16 protein-coding genes and 1 pseudogene are annotated in these 16,421 nt (G+C 61.8%); 14 read left to right on the forward strand and 3 right to left on the reverse strand.

Annotated elements, in window-relative coordinates; all coding sequences use genetic code 11:
- Window positions 1-32: 32 nt before the first annotated feature.
- The gene (locus LB559_RS12235; RefSeq protein ID WP_224674149.1) at window positions 33-2,084 is read right to left on the reverse strand and encodes a lytic transglycosylase domain-containing protein; all 2,052 of its coding nucleotides are present in this window, start codon (window positions 2,082-2,084) and stop codon (window positions 33-35) included.
- A 247-nt stretch (window positions 2,085-2,331) separates the two neighbouring features.
- Between LB559_RS12235 and dapA the strand changes: the two genes are divergently transcribed.
- The 3 genes from dapA to LB559_RS12250 are packed head-to-tail and all read left to right on the forward strand — an operon-like array spanning window position 2,332 to window position 4,444.
- Window positions 2,332-3,213 carry a 4-hydroxy-tetrahydrodipicolinate synthase gene (dapA, locus tag LB559_RS12240; protein ID WP_013532595.1) on the forward strand — a complete coding sequence of 294 codons (882 nt, stop codon included), beginning with the start codon at window positions 2,332-2,334 and terminating at the stop codon, window positions 3,211-3,213.
- Window positions 3,214-3,238: 25 nt separating this feature from the next.
- Window positions 3,239-3,718, forward strand: a complete 480-nt coding sequence (gene smpB, locus LB559_RS12245; protein ID WP_013532594.1) for an SsrA-binding protein SmpB — start codon at window positions 3,239-3,241, stop codon at window positions 3,716-3,718.
- Between the two features lie 15 nt (window positions 3,719-3,733).
- Window positions 3,734-4,444, forward strand: coding sequence for a GH25 family lysozyme (locus tag LB559_RS12250; RefSeq protein WP_224674150.1), 711 nt, complete (start codon window positions 3,734-3,736; stop codon window positions 4,442-4,444).
- Window positions 4,445-4,461: 17 nt separating this feature from the next.
- Here LB559_RS12250 and LB559_RS12255 read toward each other — a convergent pair whose 3' ends face one another.
- Together LB559_RS12255 and LB559_RS12260 are read right to left on the reverse strand one after the other, a co-directional pair.
- Window positions 4,462-5,118 (reverse strand): uracil-DNA glycosylase, encoded by a 657-nt coding sequence (locus LB559_RS12255; RefSeq protein WP_224674151.1) that lies wholly within the window; start codon window positions 5,116-5,118, stop codon window positions 4,462-4,464.
- 11 nt (window positions 5,119-5,129) lie between these two features.
- Window positions 5,130-5,711 (reverse strand): NYN domain-containing protein, encoded by a 582-nt coding sequence (locus LB559_RS12260; protein WP_010915096.1) that lies wholly within the window; start codon window positions 5,709-5,711, stop codon window positions 5,130-5,132.
- 323 nt (window positions 5,712-6,034) lie between these two features.
- Between LB559_RS12260 and rpoZ the strand changes: the two genes are divergently transcribed.
- The 11 genes and pseudogenes from rpoZ (at window position 6,035) to LB559_RS12315 (ending at window position 16,370) form a co-directional block, all read left to right on the forward strand.
- Complete coding sequence (gene rpoZ, locus LB559_RS12265) at window positions 6,035-6,436, forward strand: DNA-directed RNA polymerase subunit omega (RefSeq protein WP_013532591.1); 402 nt, start codon at window positions 6,035-6,037, stop codon at window positions 6,434-6,436.
- Between the two features lie 128 nt (window positions 6,437-6,564).
- Window positions 6,565-8,793 carry a RelA/SpoT family protein gene (locus LB559_RS12270; protein ID WP_013532590.1) on the forward strand — a complete coding sequence of 743 codons (2,229 nt, stop codon included), beginning with the start codon at window positions 6,565-6,567 and terminating at the stop codon, window positions 8,791-8,793.
- 50 nt (window positions 8,794-8,843) lie between these two features.
- Window positions 8,844-9,422 carry an orotate phosphoribosyltransferase gene (gene pyrE / locus LB559_RS12275; protein ID WP_024503071.1) on the forward strand — a complete coding sequence of 193 codons (579 nt, stop codon included), beginning with the start codon at window positions 8,844-8,846 and terminating at the stop codon, window positions 9,420-9,422.
- A 35-nt stretch (window positions 9,423-9,457) separates the two neighbouring features.
- Complete coding sequence (locus LB559_RS12280; RefSeq protein WP_224620996.1) at window positions 9,458-9,838, forward strand: VOC family protein; 381 nt, start codon at window positions 9,458-9,460, stop codon at window positions 9,836-9,838.
- A gap of 254 nt (window positions 9,839-10,092) precedes the next feature.
- Entirely contained in the window at window positions 10,093-10,692 is a 600-nt protein-coding gene (locus LB559_RS12285; RefSeq protein ID WP_013532587.1) for a DUF2062 domain-containing protein, read from the forward strand.
- Window positions 10,689-11,102 (forward strand): holo-ACP synthase, encoded by a 414-nt coding sequence (acpS, locus tag LB559_RS12290; protein WP_024503069.1) that lies wholly within the window; start codon window positions 10,689-10,691, stop codon window positions 11,100-11,102. The genes LB559_RS12285 and acpS overlap by 4 nt, the downstream gene beginning before the upstream one ends.
- Before the next feature lie 78 nt (window positions 11,103-11,180).
- Window positions 11,181-11,930: a signal peptidase I gene (lepB, locus tag LB559_RS12295; protein ID WP_013532585.1), complete on the forward strand. Its 750-nt coding sequence runs from the start codon at window positions 11,181-11,183 to the stop codon at window positions 11,928-11,930.
- The gene (gene rnc / locus LB559_RS12300) at window positions 11,930-12,685 is read left to right on the forward strand and encodes a ribonuclease III (RefSeq protein ID WP_013532584.1); all 756 of its coding nucleotides are present in this window, start codon (window positions 11,930-11,932) and stop codon (window positions 12,683-12,685) included. Before lepB ends, rnc begins: the two co-directional genes overlap by 1 nt.
- Window positions 12,682-13,608, forward strand: a complete 927-nt coding sequence (gene era / locus LB559_RS12305) for a GTPase Era (RefSeq protein WP_224674153.1) — start codon at window positions 12,682-12,684, stop codon at window positions 13,606-13,608. Before rnc ends, era begins: the two co-directional genes overlap by 4 nt.
- A 5-nt stretch (window positions 13,609-13,613) precedes the next feature.
- A pseudogene (locus LB559_RS12310) lies at window positions 13,614-14,530 on the forward strand (aminoglycoside phosphotransferase family protein).
- Window positions 14,531-15,224: 694 nt separating this feature from the next.
- On the forward strand, window positions 15,225-16,370 hold the full coding sequence (locus LB559_RS12315) for a porin (RefSeq protein WP_013532581.1): 1,146 nt from the start codon (window positions 15,225-15,227) through the stop codon (window positions 16,368-16,370).
- Window positions 16,371-16,421: the final 51 nt, after the last annotated feature.

A 16,421-nucleotide genomic window follows, 5' to 3' on the forward strand; every position in this document is an offset into this window, starting at 1 on the left:
CTTCTCCCACAAGTGGAGAAGGACAGAAAGGCTCAACTCCGCCCGTTCACCAGATCCCCGACAATGTCGTATTTGCCGGAAATACGCATCTTATAGACCTCGTAATTCTCCATCACGCGCTGAACGTAACTTCTTGTTTCCGTGTAGGGAATCCGCTCGATCCAGTCGACGACCGCGTCGATGTCCTTGCCGCGCGGGTCGCCATATCTGGCCACCCACTGGCTGGCCCGGTTGGGGCCAGCATTGTAGCCGGCGAAGGTCAGCACGTAAGAGCCGTTGAAGCGGTCGAGCTGTTCGCCGAGGAAGGCCGAACCAAGCGTCGCGTTGTAGCCGGCATCGGTGGTCAGCCGTGTTTGCGAAAACTGCAACCCGGCCTTCTTCGCCAGTTGCCTTGCGGTTCCCGGCATCAGCTGCAGCAGCCCGCGCGCGCCGGCGCTGGACACGGCGCCGATGTTGAATTCGCTTTCCTGGCGGGCGATCGCATAGGCCAGCGCCTTGCCCGAGCCGGAAATGTCAGCCGAATCGGGAATGACGCCGAGCGGATGCGACAATGCGCCGACATCGATGCCGCGCGCCCCGGCGATCTTGCCGATTTTCAGCGCCATAAAATGGTTCCCTTGCTTTTCGGCAAGGACAGCGAGCAGCGCCAGTTCGCCTGGACTGGTCAACTGCCCGGCAAGGTCGCGATAGAGCGTCTCGGCATAGCGGTCGTAGCCCGCTTCCTGCAGCCGCTTGATGGCGCTGACGGCCTCGCGGCCGGCAAAGTTCTGCCGGTCGGCGGCGCTTGGCGAGGGATAGACGATGTTGAGCGCCTGCCGGCCGACACGTTCGGCGGCAAGCTGGCCGTAGAATGTCGTGCCGTAGGCAGCGGCGCGCGCAAAATAATCCTTGGCGTTGCCCGGGCCGCCGACTTCGGCGGCACGGCCGAGCCAGTAATACGCGCGCGACAGCGTCATCGGCCCTTGGGCAAGGTCGGCGATGCGAGCGAAATGCGTTGCGGCAAGCTTGGGGTCGTTCAGGCCGCGCAACGCGTACCAGCCGGCATGGAATTCGGCGTCGGCCGCGTTGGTGGCACTTTCGGCAGCGTGTGTGGCGACGATCTTGTACGCGGCCTTCATGTCGCCCTGGTCGACCAGTTCACGCGACAGCACCCGGCGCTCGACCCACCAGGCATCCGGATCGACCAGAGCTTCGCGATCGGTCGGTGCCTGCATCACAATGGCTGCAGCGCCGGCAAAATCCTCCTGCTTGCGCAAATATTCGGCCTGCGCGAAGAAGTAGCCGGCCGAACGTTGCATTGCCGGCACGGCCTTCAGCAGCTTGGGCGCGTTCTTGTCGCCTTTGTCGGCCGCCGCCCATGCATCGGCGAGCTGCTGGGCGCCGGCGAGGCCGGCGACGCGCAGCGCGGAATTCGCGCGGTCGGCATAGAACATGCGCTCCATGCGAAAGCGGTGGTCTGCGGCCGGGATCAGGCTGCCGAATTCCTTGATCAGCGCCGCCTCGTCCTTGGCCTCCAGGATCGCGGTGCGCCAGAAGGGCGACAGCACGGAACGCGCCGCCTTGGTATTGCTGGACGCCACATAGGCGCGGGCGAGAACCATCACGCCTTCGAATGTCTGCGGCTGGCTGCCATCGAACGCCCTGATGACGATGTCGGGGGCAGGGTTCTCGCGATAGAGCGCGCGCTCGCTGTTCTTGCGCAGGGCTACGGTCCCCGGCCAGTTGGGCAGCATCTTGGCCGCGGCAGTGATATCATCGCTCGGAACCTTGTCGCCGCCATAAAGCGCGATCGCCCAGGCAAGGATATGCTGGTCGAGCGACTGCGCCGGAAGGGCATCGCGCACGCCACGAGCGCGGGGACTATCACCCTGCGCCAACGCATCCAGTCCGCTTTTCAGAGGGGCGACGTCGGGCAAGGGCGCCTGTCGCGTTCTGTCCTGCAGGTCTGGCAGCGCAATTGCCGCGCCTGGAATCGGAATGGCTGAGGTGACCCGTGCGTCCACGCTGCCGCTGATCGCCATGCCCGGCATCAGCGCGAGCGCGGCGCCAAGCAGCGCGAGAAGGTGAGGCCGACCGCCCGGCATGATCCTTAAATCTTTCCTTGTCCTGGCATTCCACAAGCTGGCGAAGATGCCTCGAAGCCTAAACTTAGGTCGTGAAGAGCCCGTAAACAAAGAGTTAGCGAGGCCGTTCGAATTGCGCTTGCTGGCACCATGGCAATGCTTGCCGCGCAACCATGTCGAGACTATGGTGCGCCGCTTCGCTTTCGGTTAGAAGGCGCGACCACAAACACCGACACAAAACACCAGAAGTGCCAAGGAGTTGGACGATATGCTGAGAGGCTCGCTTACTGCGCTCGTGACACCGTTCGAAAAGAGCGGGCGTTTCGACGAGAAAGCCTTTCGCGCATTCGTCGAATGGCAACTCGCGGAGGGCACGACGGGCCTGGTGCCGGTCGGCACCACCGGCGAGTCGCCGACACTGTCGCATGACGAGCACCGCCAGGTCGTCAAGGTATGCATCGAGGTGGCCAAGGGACGAGTTCCGGTCGTCGCCGGCGCTGGTTCCAACAACACCGAGGAAGCCGTCGGGCTCGTGCAGTATGCCGAGAAGGCCGGCGCCGATGCCGCCCTGGTCGTCACGCCTTATTATAACAGGCCGACGCAGCGCGGCCTGTATGAGCACTTCGCGGCGGTCGCCAGGGCGACCAAGCTGCCGATCATCATCTACAACATCCCGCCGCGCTCGGTCATCGACATGATGCCGGACACGATGGGCCGGCTCGTGCACGACTTCAAGAACATCGTCGGTGTCAAGGATGCCACCGGCAAGGTCGAACGGGTTTCCGAGCAGCGTGCCACGTGCGGCAAGGATTTCATCCAGCTTTCGGGCGAAGATGCTTCGGCGCTTGGATTCAACGCGCATGGCGGCGTCGGCTGTATTTCGGTGACGTCGAACGTCGCGCCGCGGCTGTGCGCCGAATTCCAGGAGGCAACGCTTGCCGGCGACAGCGCCAAGGCGCTGGATCTGCAGGATCGCCTGCTGCCGCTGCACAAGGCGATCTTCATCGAGCCTGGCGTTTCCGGCGCCAAATACGCGCTGTCGAAGCTAGGCAAGGTCGAAAACGTGCTGCGCTCGCCGCTGGTGACGATCGAACAGTCGACTGCCGACAAGATCGATGCGGCTATGAAGCACGCCGGCTTGATTAATTAGGGATGAGGCGCCACCTCTCCGCATCATGAATCAAGTCAGAAAAGCCGATCCCAACAACAAGACCGTTTCGGAAAACCGCAAGGCGCGGTTTTCCTATGAGGTGCTCGACACGGTCGAGGCCGGTCTGGTGCTGACCGGCACCGAGGTCAAGTCGCTGCGCCAGGGCCAGGCCAATATCCAGGACAGCTATGCCTCGGTCGAAGGCGGCGAGATCTGGCTGATCAATTCCTATCTGCCGGAATATCTGCAGGCCAACCGCTTCAACCACGAGCCCAGGCGGCGCCGCAAGCTGCTGCTCAACAAGCGCGAGATGGCGAAACTGTCGCAAAGCGTCGACCGCGAAGGCATGACGCTTGTGCCACTAAAGATCTATTTCAACGACCAGGGCCGCGCCAAGCTGCTGCTCGCTGTCGGCCGCGGCAAGAAACTGCACGACAAGCGCGAGAGCGAGAAGCAGCGCGATTGGTCGCGCGAGAAGGGCCGGCTGTTAAAAGAGCGTGGGTAGGCTGGGGCCATTCGCTTGAAGAACCGAATTGTCCTCTTTGGTCTGGCCAGTCTGGTCTTGGTATGTTTCGTCGCAGCAGGCGGCTACATCTATTTCAAGGCATTCTCGCCGGACCGCGACAAATATCCGCTCAGGGGCATCGACGTTTCCCATCATCAGGGCCGGATCGACTGGCCGCGTGTCGCCGCCGACGATGTCGCTTTCGCAGTCATCAAGGCGACCGAAGGCGGCGATCATGTCGACGATGCCTTCGCGAGGAATCTGGAAGAGGCCCGCGCCGCCGGTCTCGCCGTCGGCGCCTATCACTTTTTCACCTTTTGCCGACCTGGCGCCGACCAGGCGAAGAATTTCATCTCGGTTGTGCCGCACGACCAGCCGCTGCTGCCGCCGGTCGTCGACATCGAGTTCGGCGGCAACTGCCCGCAGCGGCCGACGCCCGAACAATTGAACGCCGAACTGGCCGCGTTCCTCGCTCCAGTCGAGGCGACGTTCGGCAAACCTGCGATCGTCTATCTGACCGATGAGGCAGCGCAGACCTATGCAGGGCGCATTGCTGCCCGTCCGCTCTGGCTCCGCTCGTTGCTCCTGGAGCCGGACCGCGACGACTGGGTCTACTGGCAGTACCACAACAGGGGTCGCGTCGACGGCATCAATGGCGATGTCGATATGAACGTGCTGAAGGGTGGGCCGGCGGTGCTGGCTGCACTGTTTGCGCCATCAAGCTGATCCGCTGGCGCCCGACTCTATTTCTGCAGGAACGCCGCTATCTGGCTGAAAACGCTAACGAACATCGCTTCGGTCAGCACACCGGTGTTGGTGTTGTAGCGCGAGCAATGGTAGCTCGAAAACAGCGTGATGCTGCCGGCCGGCAGCTGCCCGCCATGCTTGAACGGATAGGCGGCGACACGCGCGCCCAATGCCCGCACCGTCGACTGATGCGCGATCGATCCCAGTGCCAGCACGGCGCGCAGGTTCGGGAACCTGGCGATCGTCGGCACCAGGAATGTCCGGCAGGTGGCAATCTCGGCGCCCACCGGCTTGTTCTCCGGCGGCACGCAGCGCACCGCGTTGGTGATCGCGGTGCCGACCAGCTCCAATCCGTCATCTGGCCGCGCCTTGAACTCTCCGCGCGCAAAACCGTGCGATATCATCGTCGAGTAGAGCAGGTCGCCGGCATAGTCGCCGGTGAACGGGCGGCCCGTTCGATTGGCACCGCGCAGGCCAGGCGCCAGCCCGACGATCAGCAACTGAACCGCCGCGTCACCCTCGGGTGGTAAAAAAGTCGGCACCGGCGCATTGAACCAGGACGGCTCGCGCTGCCGCCACTCGGCGATGAAGTCATGCAGCCTTGGGCAGAGCGGGCAATCGCGGCCGGGTTCGGAGGCGGAAAGCACGGTCAAGGCGACCGGCCTCAATAATCGTCCTCGTCGACTTCGGCCGGCTCGGGCCTGCGCACCGGGCGCTCGGACGGGTCACGGCCAACCTCGTTCTTCAGCGTCGTCAGGTCGATGAAATGGTCGGCCTGGCGGCGCAGATCGTCGGAGATCATCGGCGGCTGCGAGGCCATGGTCGAGACGATCGATACCTTGCGGCCACGCCGCTGCAATGCCTCGACCAATGTGCGGAAATCGCCGTCGCCGGAAAAGATGACGTAGTGGTCGACGACATCGGCGAGTTCCAGCGCATCGACGGTGAGCTCGATGTCCATATTGCCCTTGATCTTGCGGCGGCCGGTCGAGTCGGTGAATTCCTTGGCCGGCTTGGTGACCACCTTGAAGCCATTATAGTCGAGCCAGTCGATCAGCGGACGGATCGAGGAGTATTCCTGATCCTCGACCAGCGCCGTGTAATAATAGGCGCGCAGCAGATAGCCGCGCTTCTGGAAGCTCGACAGAAGCTTGCGGTAGTCGATGTCGAAGCCGAGCGCGCGCGACGTCGCGTAGAGATTGGCGCCGTCGATGAATAGGGCGATTTTTTCACGAGGGTCGAACATGGAAAATATTCCTTCTCGAAATAAACACCCGTCTAAACCAAATGCGATAGCGTTCGGTCAGGCTCATAATAAACCGGCTGACCTCTATGCCATCCGAGATAGCGCCAGTTTCGCGGCAATCCAAGGGCGCGTGCGGCACTGCAAGCAATTGTGATCGGGACACCGAACACATAAGACAGACTGGTTTTGCCAAATCGGGTGTTTGAACCAAGGTTTGGGCGCCATGCAACCCAGCCATTGCCATGATGCTTGTATTTTGGCGGCGTTCGGGTTATGGACCGCGCCTGTTTTCCATCAAATCCATCGCATGAAAGGGGCAATCCATGGCCCGCGTAACCGTTGAAGATTGCATCGACAAGGTCGACAACCGCTTCGAGCTGGTGCTCCTTGCCGGCCATCGTGCCCGGCAGATCAGCCAGGGCGCGCCGATCACAGTGCCGCGTGACAACGACAAGAATCCGGTTGTGGCGCTGCGCGAGATCGCCGATGAGACGCTGTCGCCCGACGACCTCAAGGAAGATCTGATCCATTCGCTGCAGAAGCACGTCGAAGTCGACGAGCCCGAGGCCGATGGCGAGGCGATTGCCGATCAGACCGGCACCGCCGTTGCCGCCACCGACGCCGACGACGCCGAGGAGAACATCACCTTCGACCGGATGACCGAGGAAGACCTCCTGGCCGGCATCGAGGGCCTGGTGCCGCCGGAAAAGAGCGACGACTACTAAGCCAGCGTTCTGGACCTGCCTGGAATACGTTTCCGGCACTTCCGTCCAGTCAGTTTCGTGGCTATCTATGGGATGCGCCGTACGCTAGTGCGGCGCATCAATCATTTCAGCACCGCGAGATTCCGCCCATGATGCGTCAGTATGAGCTTGTCGAGCGCGTCCAGCGCTACAAGCCTGACGTCAACGAGGCGTTGCTCAACAAGGCCTATGTCTATGCCATGCAGAAGCATGGCCACCAGAAGCGCGCTTCCGGCGATCCGTATTTCTCGCATCCGCTCGAAGTCGCCGCCATCCTCACCGAAATGCATATGGACGAGGCGACGATCGCGGTCGCCTTGCTGCACGACACCATCGAGGACACGACCGCCACGCGGGCCGAGATCGACGATCTGTTCGGTCCCGAAATGGGCAAGCTGGTCGAGGGCCTGACCAAGTTGAAGAAGCTCGATCTGGTCTCGAAGAAGGCCGAGCAGGCGGAAAACCTGAGAAAGCTTCTGCTGGCGATTTCGGAAGATGTCCGCGTGCTGCTGGTCAAGCTCGCCGATCGTTTGCACAATATGCGCACCCTCGACCACATGCCGGAGGCCAAGCGCCTGCGCATCGCCGAGGAGACGATGGATATCTACGCACCGCTGGCCGGGCGCATGGGCATGCAAGGCATGCGTGAAGAGCTGGAGGAGATCGCCTTCCGCTTCATTAATCCTGAAGCCTATCGCGCCGTCACCGCACGGCTTGCCGAAATCTTCGAACGCAACAAGGGCGTGCTGACGGACATCGAAAAGGCACTGTCCACGTTGTTCGAGAAGCATGCGATCAACGCCAGCGTAAAGAGCCGGCAGAAGAAGCCGTGGTCGGTGTTCCGCAAGATGGAGGCCAAGGCGCTGTCCTTCGAGCAGCTCTCTGACATCTTCGGCTTTCGCGTCGTCGTCGACACGGTCGAGGACTGCTATCGGGCGCTTGGCGCCATCCACACCGCGTGGTCTATGGTGCCGGGTCGCTTCAAGGACTACATCTCGACGCCGAAACAGAACGACTACCGCTCGATCCACACCACCATTGTCGGCCCGTCGCGCCAGCGTGTCGAGCTGCAGATCCGCACCCGAGAGATGAACAAGATCGCCGAATACGGCGTCGCCGCCCATTCGATCTACAAGGATACCGGCGGCAAGACGAATGGCGCCGCCCACGCGATTTCAAAGGAAACCAACGCCTACGCCTGGCTGCGCCGCACCATCGAGCAGCTTGCCGAAGGCGACAACCCTGAGGATTTCCTCGAAAATACCAAGCTGGAACTGTTCCAGGACCAGGTGTTCTGCTTCACCCCGAAAGGCATGTTGATTGCGCTGCCGCGCGGCGCGACACCGATCGACTTCGCCTATGCGGTGCACACCGATGTCGGCGACACCTGCGTCGGTGCCAAGGTCAACGGCCGCATCATGCCGCTGATGACGGAACTGAAGAACGGCGACGAGGTCGAGATCATCCGCTCCAAGGCGCAGGTGCCGCCGGCGGCGTGGGAATCGGTCGTCGTCACCGGCAAGGCGCGCTCGGCCATCCGCCGTGCCACCAAGAACGCCATCCGCAAGCAATATTCGGGTCTTGGCATCCGCATCCTGGAACGCGCCTTCGAGCGTGCCGGCAAGACCTTCACCAAGGAGAGCCTGAAGCAGGTGCTGCACAGGTTGGCGCGCAAGGACATCGAGGATGTGCTGGCCTCTGTCGGGCGTGGCGAGCTCGCCTCCACTGATGTCATGAAGGCGGTATTCCCTGACTACAAGGATGAGCGCGTCACCACGGCCGTCCCCAAGCCGCGAGAGGAGGGCTGGTCGAAGATCCGCAATGCCGCCGGCATGCTGTTCCAGATTCCGGGTCGTGCCGCGCGCAAGGACAAGGACCAGCCACGCGATGGAGCCGTGCCGATCCGCGGCGTGCGCGGCGATCTGCCGGTGCGCTTCGCGCCGGAAGGGGCAGTGCCTGGCGATCGCATCGTCGGCATCGTCCAGCCGGGCACCGGCATCACTATCTATCCGATCCAGTCGCCAGCGCTGCAGGCGTTCGATGACCAGCCCGAGCGCTGGATCGACGTGCGCTGGGACATCGATGAGCGCACCAAGGAACGCTTTCCGGCGCGCGTATCGGTCACCGCCATCAACGCGCCGGGGTCACTCGCCGATATAGCGCAGGTGGTTGCCTCGAACGACGCCAACATCCACACGCTGTCGATGGTGCGCACTGCGCCCGACTTCACCGAAATGCTGATCGATCTCGAAGTCTGGGATCTCAAGCACCTCAACCGGCTGCTATCGCAGCTCAAGGACAATTCGAGCGTCAGCGATGCAAGACGCGTCAATGGCTAGACCATGCTCCGGTTTCGGACAACATCATGGTCAATCAAAAAGAGGCAGACATGAACACCGATGAAGTGCTGGGCATTTTCCGCGAGGCGGGTGCTGTTCTGGAAGGGCATTTCATTTTGACCTCGGGCCTGCGGAGTCCGGTCTTCCTGCAGAAGGCGCGCGTGTTCATGCATGCCGACAAGACCGAGCTTCTGTGCAAGGCGCTGGCGGAGAAGATCCGCGCAGGCGTGCCCGGCAAGATCGACTATGTCGTCGGCCCGGCGATCGGCGGGCTGATCCCGGCCTATGAGACCTCACGTCATCTCGGCGTGCCGGCGATCTGGGTCGAGCGGGAAGGGGGCGAGTTCCGCTTGCGCCGCTTCGAGATCGCCAGGGGGTCGCGTGTCGTCATCGTCGAGGACATCGTCACCACCGGCCTGTCGATCCGGGAGACCATCGAGTGCCTGCGCGATCTTGGCGCCGAGGTGGTTGCCGCGGCCTGCATCATCGACCGTTCGGCCGGCAAGACTGATGTCGGCGTGCCGCTCATCGCGCTTGCCGAGTATGAGGTCCCGGCCTATCCGGCCGACCGGCTGCCGCCGGAGCTTGCCGCCATCCCGGCGATCAAGCCCGGCAGCCGCAACATCTGACGGGGCATGCCGACATGCGTGAAGACGAATTGGAAATGATCGCCGGCATCGATCATTTCGTGCTGACGGTCGCTTCGCTGGAAGTGACCTGTGAGTTTTACCAGCGCGTGCTGGGTTTTGAGCGCATCGACGCGGCCGATCGACCGACGGCGCTGGCTTTCGGTATCCATAAGATCAATGTGCATGAGGTCGGCCGGACTTTCGAGCCAAAGGCGAAGTCGCCGACATCAGGATCAGGTGATTTCTGCCTGATCACCGAGCGGCCACTGGATGAGGTCCGTGCGCGGCTCGCGGCCAATGGTGTGGTGGTGGAACTCGGCCCGGTTGAACGTGTCGGGGCCCGAGGTCCGATGATGTCGGTCTATTTCCGCGACCCGGACGGCAATCTGGTCGAGGTCAGCGAATACCTGCCGTAGCCGCTGGCGGCGCTGTGCCTTTCGGCGATGCGACTGCCGTTCCTTAAATTTGCCGCGATTGTCCAATGTTCGAAGCAAGACCTGCCGCCCCGAAGGGCGGCGACAAGCGCGGCGCACAAAAGGTGTTTGGTTGTTCTTGCGCCAGCGCGTTGTTATATAAGCTGGCGATTGCCATAGGGTGATCGTCAAGCGCAAGATGTGGCTGCCACGCCCGGCTGAAGGTGCCGTTGCGGGCGCTGTGGAACGGGAACAGAGTGCTATTTCGACGCCGCAAGCCTGATGGCCTTTATGAGCGGGTGCGTACCTATCTTTGGCCGCGCCGCTCGTTTTCGCGCTCGCTTCAGTATTTTTCCAAGCGCATCCTGCGGCTGAAGGCCACACCGCATGCGGTGGCGGCCGGCGTTGCGGCCGGTGTCTTCGCTTCATTCTTCCCCGTCGGTTTCCATTTCATCATCGCTGCCATCCTGTGCTGGGTGATCGCCGGCAATCTGGTGGCGGCGGCGCTTGGCGCGGTTTTTTTCGGCAACCCGCTCACCTTCCCGTTGCTATGGGGCGCGTCGTGGGAAACGGGCAAGCTCATCCTGCATGACCGTTTGCCGACACATGGGCCGCCGGCGCATCTGGGCGAGATGTTGCACAACCTCTCCTTCGCGCAATTGTGGAAACCGGTCCTTGAACCGATGCTGATCGGTGCGGTTCCGCTCGGCTTGATCTTCGGGCTGCTGTTCTACGCCATCACGCGCTGGGGTATGAACGCTTTCCGCGAACAGCGGCGCAAACGCCTGGCCGAGCGCGCAAGCCGGCATGCGCAATCGTCCCATCCCGGCGCAAGCATCGGTTCCACTGCGCGATGATCATCGGCATCGGCAGCGACCTGATCGACATCAGACGCATCGAGAAATCGCTGGAGCGTCACGGCCAGCGCTTCGTCCAGAGAATCTACACCGACATCGAACAGGCGCGTTCGGACAATCGACGCGCCCGCGCGGCCTCCTATGCCAAGCGCTTCGCCGCCAAGGAGGCCTGCGCCAAGGCGCTGGGCACCGGACTGGCGCAGGGCGTGTTCTGGCGCGACATGGGTGTCGTCAACCTGCCCAGTGGCGCGCCGACCATGGCGCTGACGGGAGGAGCGCAGGCCAGGCTGGACAAAATCCTGCCAAAGGGCCATCGGGCGGCAATCCACCTCACCATCACGGATGATTTCCCGCTCGCTCAAGCCTTTGTGATCATCGAGGCGCTGCCCGTCGAAGAAGCGCCACATTGATTGCCTCTGACGACCGGCATTGACGTTGCCCAGCGCGCGCCGAGACTCTATACCATCCAACGCACAATCGAGGACGACATGAGCGTGGCTGAAAAATCCGAGAAGAAATCCGGCGGGCTTGGCGAGACCGTCAGCGTCATCGTCCAGGCGCTTTTGCTCGCCCTGGTCATTCGCACGCTGCTGTTCCAGCCTTTTTCGATCCCATCGGGATCAATGCGGCCGACGCTTTTGGAAGGCGACTATCTGTTCGTCACCAAATGGTCCTATGGCTATTCGCGCTATTCGCTGCCTTTCGGACCCGATATTTTTTCGGGCCGCATCTGGGGCTCCGAGCCGAAGCGCGGCGACGTGGCGGTTTTCAAATTCCCGCCTGATCCGTCCGTCGACTACATCAAGCGCGTGGTCGGCCTGCCGGGTGACAAGATCCAGGTCAAGGACGGCCAGCTGTTCATCAACGGCGTCGGCGTGCCGCGCGTGAAAACAGGCCAGATCGACAATCCCGACATCACCGAGGAATCGCGCCCGATCGATGTCTATCGCGAAACCCTGCCCAACGGCGTCAGCTACGATACGCTTGACCTGAATTCGAACTCGATCGGCGACAACACCCGCGAATTCGACGTGCCGCCCGGCCACTATTTCATGATGGGCGACAACCGGGACAATTCCGCCGACAGCCGTTTCACTGTCGGCTACGTTCCCGCGGAAAATCTGGTTGGCCGCGCCAATCTTGTCTTCTTCTCGATCGCCGGCAAGGCGAGCCCTCTCGAAATCTGGAAATGGCCGTCGCTGATGCGCGCTTCGCGCCTGTTTCACTTCGTCAATTGATGGCTTTGAAGCGCCCGACAGGCGAAACACTGGCCGGTTTGGTGAAGGCCAAGACCGGTTACGTCTTCAAGGATATCCGTTTGCTCGAGACCGCCTTGACGCATTCCAGTGCGGTCAAGGCGGCCACCAACAACCAGCGCCTTGAATTTCTTGGCGACCGCGTGCTCGGGCTTGTCGTCGCCGATATGCTTTTCGAAAAATTTCCCGATGCGCCGGAAGGTGAAATCGCGCCGCGCTTCAATGCGCTGGTCGATGCGCGGACCTGCTCCGAAATCGGCATCGAAATGCAGCTGGAGGATCTGGTCCGCGCCGATTCTGCCTTGAAGATGCGGTCGCGGGGCTCGGGCGGAAACTATCTGGCGGATGCGGTCGAAGCGCTGATTGCGGCGGTTTACGTCGACGGTGGCATCGAGGCCGCGCGGCGGTTCGTCCTGCGCTACTGGGAACCGCGCTCGCATACGGTGATCGCAAAGCCGCTCAATCCGAAATCCGATCTGCAGGAATGGATTGCCAAGACCAGCGATATCAGACCCGAATATGTGATCGACAAGCGCGAGGGACCCGACCATCAGCCGGTCTTCACTGTATCCTTGCAGGTCCGCGGCTTTGCGCCGATAAGCGGCACCGGCGGCTCGCGCAGGGCGGCCGAAGAAGCGGCGGCTTCGGCATTTCTTGTGCGCGAAGGCGTCTGGGCCGCCGCATCGGCCCAAAAATCGGGGGGCTCGCGGCCCTCCAGTGAAGGGAGCGCGGCATGACCGCTACCGAAGAGCCGGCGAGCACAGCCGCCGCCACGCATTCCGGCTTTGTCGCGCTGATCGGCGCGCCCAATGCGGGCAAGTCGACCTTGGTCAACCAATTGGTCGGCGCCAAGGTGTCGATTGTCACCCACAAGGTGCAGACGACCCGCGCCATCGTGCGCGGCATCGCCACGCATGACAATGCGCAAATCGTTTTCGTCGACACGCCCGGCATCTTCAAGCCGAAGCGGAGGCTCGACACGGCGATGGTGACCACCGCCTGGGGCGGCGCCAAGGACGCCGATATCGTACTGCTTCTGATCGACGCCGAGCGCGGCATCAGGGGCGACGCCGACGCCATCCTTGAGCGGCTGAAGGATGTGCGCCAGCCGATGGTGCTGATCCTCAACAAGGTCGACCGCGTCAAGCACGAAGCGCTGCTGGCTCTGTCGGCGGCAGCGAACGAAAGGGTGCCGTTCAAGCGCACCTTCATGGTGTCGGCGCTGACCGGTTCCGGCTGCAAGGACGTGCTCGATTATCTGGCCGAGTCTCTGCCGGTCGGTCCCTGGTACTATCCGGAAGACCAGATCTCGGACCTGCCGATGCGCCAGCTCGCGGCCGAGATCACGCGCGAGAAGCTTTATCTCAGGCTGCATCAGGAATTGCCCTATTCCTCGCATATCGAGACCGAGAAATGGGAAGAGAAGCCGGACGGCTCGGTGCGCATCGACCAGACCATCTATGTCGAGCGCGACAGCCAGAAGAAGATCGTTCTCGGCCACAAGGGCGAGACCATCCGCGCCATCGGCCAGGCGGCGCGCATGGAGATAGCAGGCATCCTCGAACAGAAGGTGCACCTGTTCCTGTTCGTCAAGGTGCGCGAGAACTGGGGCGACGACCCCGAGCGCTACCGCGAAATGGGGCTCGAGTTTCCGCGCTAGGCTCGATGGTCAGCAAGCCGAACATCGACATAACGCTTGTCAGCCGATTGACGCCACGCAATTTCCCAAGTGGAAGGATCTTCCGGTCAGGCCGGTTGCATCAGGCGGATGGGACAACAGGACCTTTCATCTGGGCGGCGAGATGACCGTGCGACTGCCAAGCGCCGCGGCCTATTCCCTGCAGGTGGAAAAGGAGCATCGCTGGCTGCCGAGGCTCGCACCTCTGCTGCCGCTGCCGATCCCGGTGCCGCTGGCGATGGGAGTTCCGGCCGAAAGCTATCCCTGGCACTGGTCCGTCTACCGCTGGATCGAAGGCGAGACGGCAGAGCGCGAGCGGAATGCCAGCCTGCCGCAATTTGCGACCGACCTGGCCGCGTTCCTGGTCGCCCTTCAGCGTATCGATGCCACCGGTGGACCGGCGCCGGGACAGCACAATTTCTTTCGCGGCGGAGCACTCAGCGTCTACGATGGCGAGGCCCGGCAAGCGATTGCCGCCCTCGAAGGCAAGATCGATACGGCCGCAGCCAGTGCGGTGTGGGAGGCAGCACTTGCCGCACAATGGCACGGTGCGCCGGTCTGGTTCCACGGTGACGTCAGCTGGGGAAACCTGTTGGTCAGGCAAGGCCGATTGAGCGCGGTGATCGACTTCGGAACCTCCGGCGTCGGCGATCCCGCCTGCGATCTGGCGATTGCGTGGACGCTGTTTGAAGGCAAAAGCCGGGAGGCGTTTCGTGCCGGGCTTCCGACCGACGAGGCGATGTGGGCGCGCGGTCGTGGCTGGACGCTTTGGAAGGCGCTGATCACGGTCGCTGGACAGATCGACGCCAACCCTGTTGAGGTTGAGAAATCCTGTCACGTAATCGATGAAGTCCTTGCCGACCGCGCGCGCGAGCGTGAAGCGCCGAACGATAAGCCACTCTAGCCAACCAGAACCCAGTCCCGTCGCCAAACATCCGCCGTCGCATGGCGCGACCAGGGACATTCCGACCGACGCCATGCTTCCCGGGAGTGCCGATCCGCCTGATCGAGGCGGACGACCACGTCGCCCGTGTCGCCAAGGTCGACTGAGAGGCGTCACGGAGGAATCGTTTTGAACGTTTGGCTGCTGTCACAATCGGGGACACCACAGCGCTCCAGGGTTTCGATCGTCTTGGAAGAAGCAGACAGGCTTGGAAGCGTCATCCCGCTTTTCGCCTCGGCATCAGAGTGGGATTGGCGAATGGGCGTCACCTGGCGATAGAGGGGTCGGCAAGATTCAGGTCGATGTCGGCGAAAACCAGGTAGATATTCCACATTGTGCGGTCTTTTAGAAATATAAAACGTCGTAGTTATATTTAGTCGCGAAAGTATCCGTATATATATTCAATGTGTGACGTTGTGCCACTTGTGCCATTCGCCATCGCGGCAAGTGTTATTTGTGCAACACAGCATTAATCTGTTCGCGGAATTGGCATTATTTCGGAAATCGTCATTGAAGGCAGATGATCGATGGGTATGTTCGCCGCTGAAAAGGGCGAGCGGTGTGAGCCTTTTTCGTTGTGGGGGTGAGGCGGGAAAACATTGCCGCCAGCCACAAATCCGAAGCCATTTAAAACTATGACTGGAGAGGTCAGAAAATGAACATCAAGAGCCTCCTTCTCGGCTCAGCCGCGGCCCTGATCGCGGTCAGCGGCGCACGCGCCGCCGACGCTGTCGTCGTCGCCGAACCGGAACCGGCCGAATACGTCAAGATTTGCGACGTCTACGGCGCCGGCTACTTCTATATTCCGGGCACCGAGACCTGCCTGCGCATCGGCGGCTACCTCCGCTACGACATGGGCGTCGGCGATTCCGGCTCGCTCGATGGCGCCAACAACGTTCCCGATCACATGGACGGCGGAACGAACGACACCTGGTATAAGAACATGCGTTTCACGCTGAGGACTTATACCGGCCAGGAAACCGAGCTCGGCACGCTGAAAACCTTCACCGAAACTCGCTTCCAGTTCGGCAACTCCTCCGGCGACTATACCGACCAGACCCCGGCCAACAACGGCTGGCAGGCCGGCAACAAGACCACCACCCTCAATTTCGCCTGGATCCAGCTCGGTGGCCTGCGCGTCGGTAAGGATGAAACGGTATACGACCAGTTCATCGGTTATGCCGGCAATGTCATCCAGGACACGCTCATCCCGTATGGTGTCAAGGATACCAATCTCATCAGCTATTACTTCGACGCTGGCAGCGGCTTCACGGGCGTGGTCTCGCTTGAGGAAGGCACCGCCGTCAACACCATCGACAGCTATGTTCCGCATGTCGTCGGCGGCTTGAAGTACAAGGGCGACTGGGGTGCGATCACTGGCGTCGTGGCCTATGACAGCAACTATGAGGAAGTGGCCGGCAAGGTCCGTTTGGACGTCAACGTCAGCAAGGAACTGACGCTGTTCGTCATGGGCGGCTACGGCACCAACGACAACATCAACGACTTCGGCACAGGCCGTACCCAATACAAGCCGTGGGGCGGTAACTGGGCAGTCTGGGGTGGCGGCACCTACAAGTTCAACGAGAAGACCTCGTTCAACGCCCAGATTTCCTATGACGACTGGAAGAACCTCGGCGTCGCTGCCAACGTTGCCTATACCATTGTGCCCGGCTTTACGGTCACGACTGAAGTCGATTACCTCAATGCAGGAAAATTCGACGACTTCGACTTCAACAACTGGACCAAGGCCGACAAGAAGAGCAGCGTCGGCGGCATCGTCCGCTTCCAGCGCAATTTCTAGCAGATCGACTGACCTCACCAGCCCGCCCGCAGCACATCGCTGCGGGCGGTT

Origin of the sequence: Mesorhizobium sp. BR1-1-3, assembly GCF_020165455.1 — a bacterium.
In the GTDB taxonomy this organism is placed as follows: Bacteria; Pseudomonadota; Alphaproteobacteria; order Rhizobiales; family Rhizobiaceae; genus Mesorhizobium; species Mesorhizobium ciceri.

Bases quoted from the DNA above. Each gene is read 5' to 3' on its own strand.
- LB559_RS12235 (WP_224674149.1), bottom strand. From the start codon at position 2,084: ATGCCGGGCGGTCGGCCTCACCTTCTCGCGCTGCTTGGCGCCGCGCTC.
- dapA (WP_013532595.1), top strand. From the start codon at position 2,332: ATGCTGAGAGGCTCGCTTACTGCGCTCGTGACACCGTTCGAAAAGAGC.
- smpB (WP_013532594.1), top strand. From the start codon at position 3,239: ATGAATCAAGTCAGAAAAGCCGATCCCAACAACAAGACCGTTTCGGAA.
- LB559_RS12260 (WP_010915096.1), bottom strand. From the start codon at position 5,711: ATGTTCGACCCTCGTGAAAAAATCGCCCTATTCATCGACGGCGCCAAT.
- rpoZ (WP_013532591.1), top strand. From the start codon at position 6,035: ATGGCCCGCGTAACCGTTGAAGATTGCATCGACAAGGTCGACAACCGC.
- LB559_RS12270 (WP_013532590.1), top strand. From the start codon at position 6,565: ATGATGCGTCAGTATGAGCTTGTCGAGCGCGTCCAGCGCTACAAGCCT.
- pyrE (WP_024503071.1), top strand. From the start codon at position 8,844: ATGAACACCGATGAAGTGCTGGGCATTTTCCGCGAGGCGGGTGCTGTT.
- LB559_RS12280 (WP_224620996.1), top strand. From the start codon at position 9,458: ATGATCGCCGGCATCGATCATTTCGTGCTGACGGTCGCTTCGCTGGAA.
- acpS (WP_024503069.1), top strand. From the start codon at position 10,689: ATGATCATCGGCATCGGCAGCGACCTGATCGACATCAGACGCATCGAG.
- lepB (WP_013532585.1), top strand. From the start codon at position 11,181: ATGAGCGTGGCTGAAAAATCCGAGAAGAAATCCGGCGGGCTTGGCGAG.
- rnc (WP_013532584.1), top strand. From the start codon at position 11,930: ATGGCTTTGAAGCGCCCGACAGGCGAAACACTGGCCGGTTTGGTGAAG.
- era (WP_224674153.1), top strand. From the start codon at position 12,682: ATGACCGCTACCGAAGAGCCGGCGAGCACAGCCGCCGCCACGCATTCC.
- LB559_RS12315 (WP_013532581.1), top strand. From the start codon at position 15,225: ATGAACATCAAGAGCCTCCTTCTCGGCTCAGCCGCGGCCCTGATCGCG.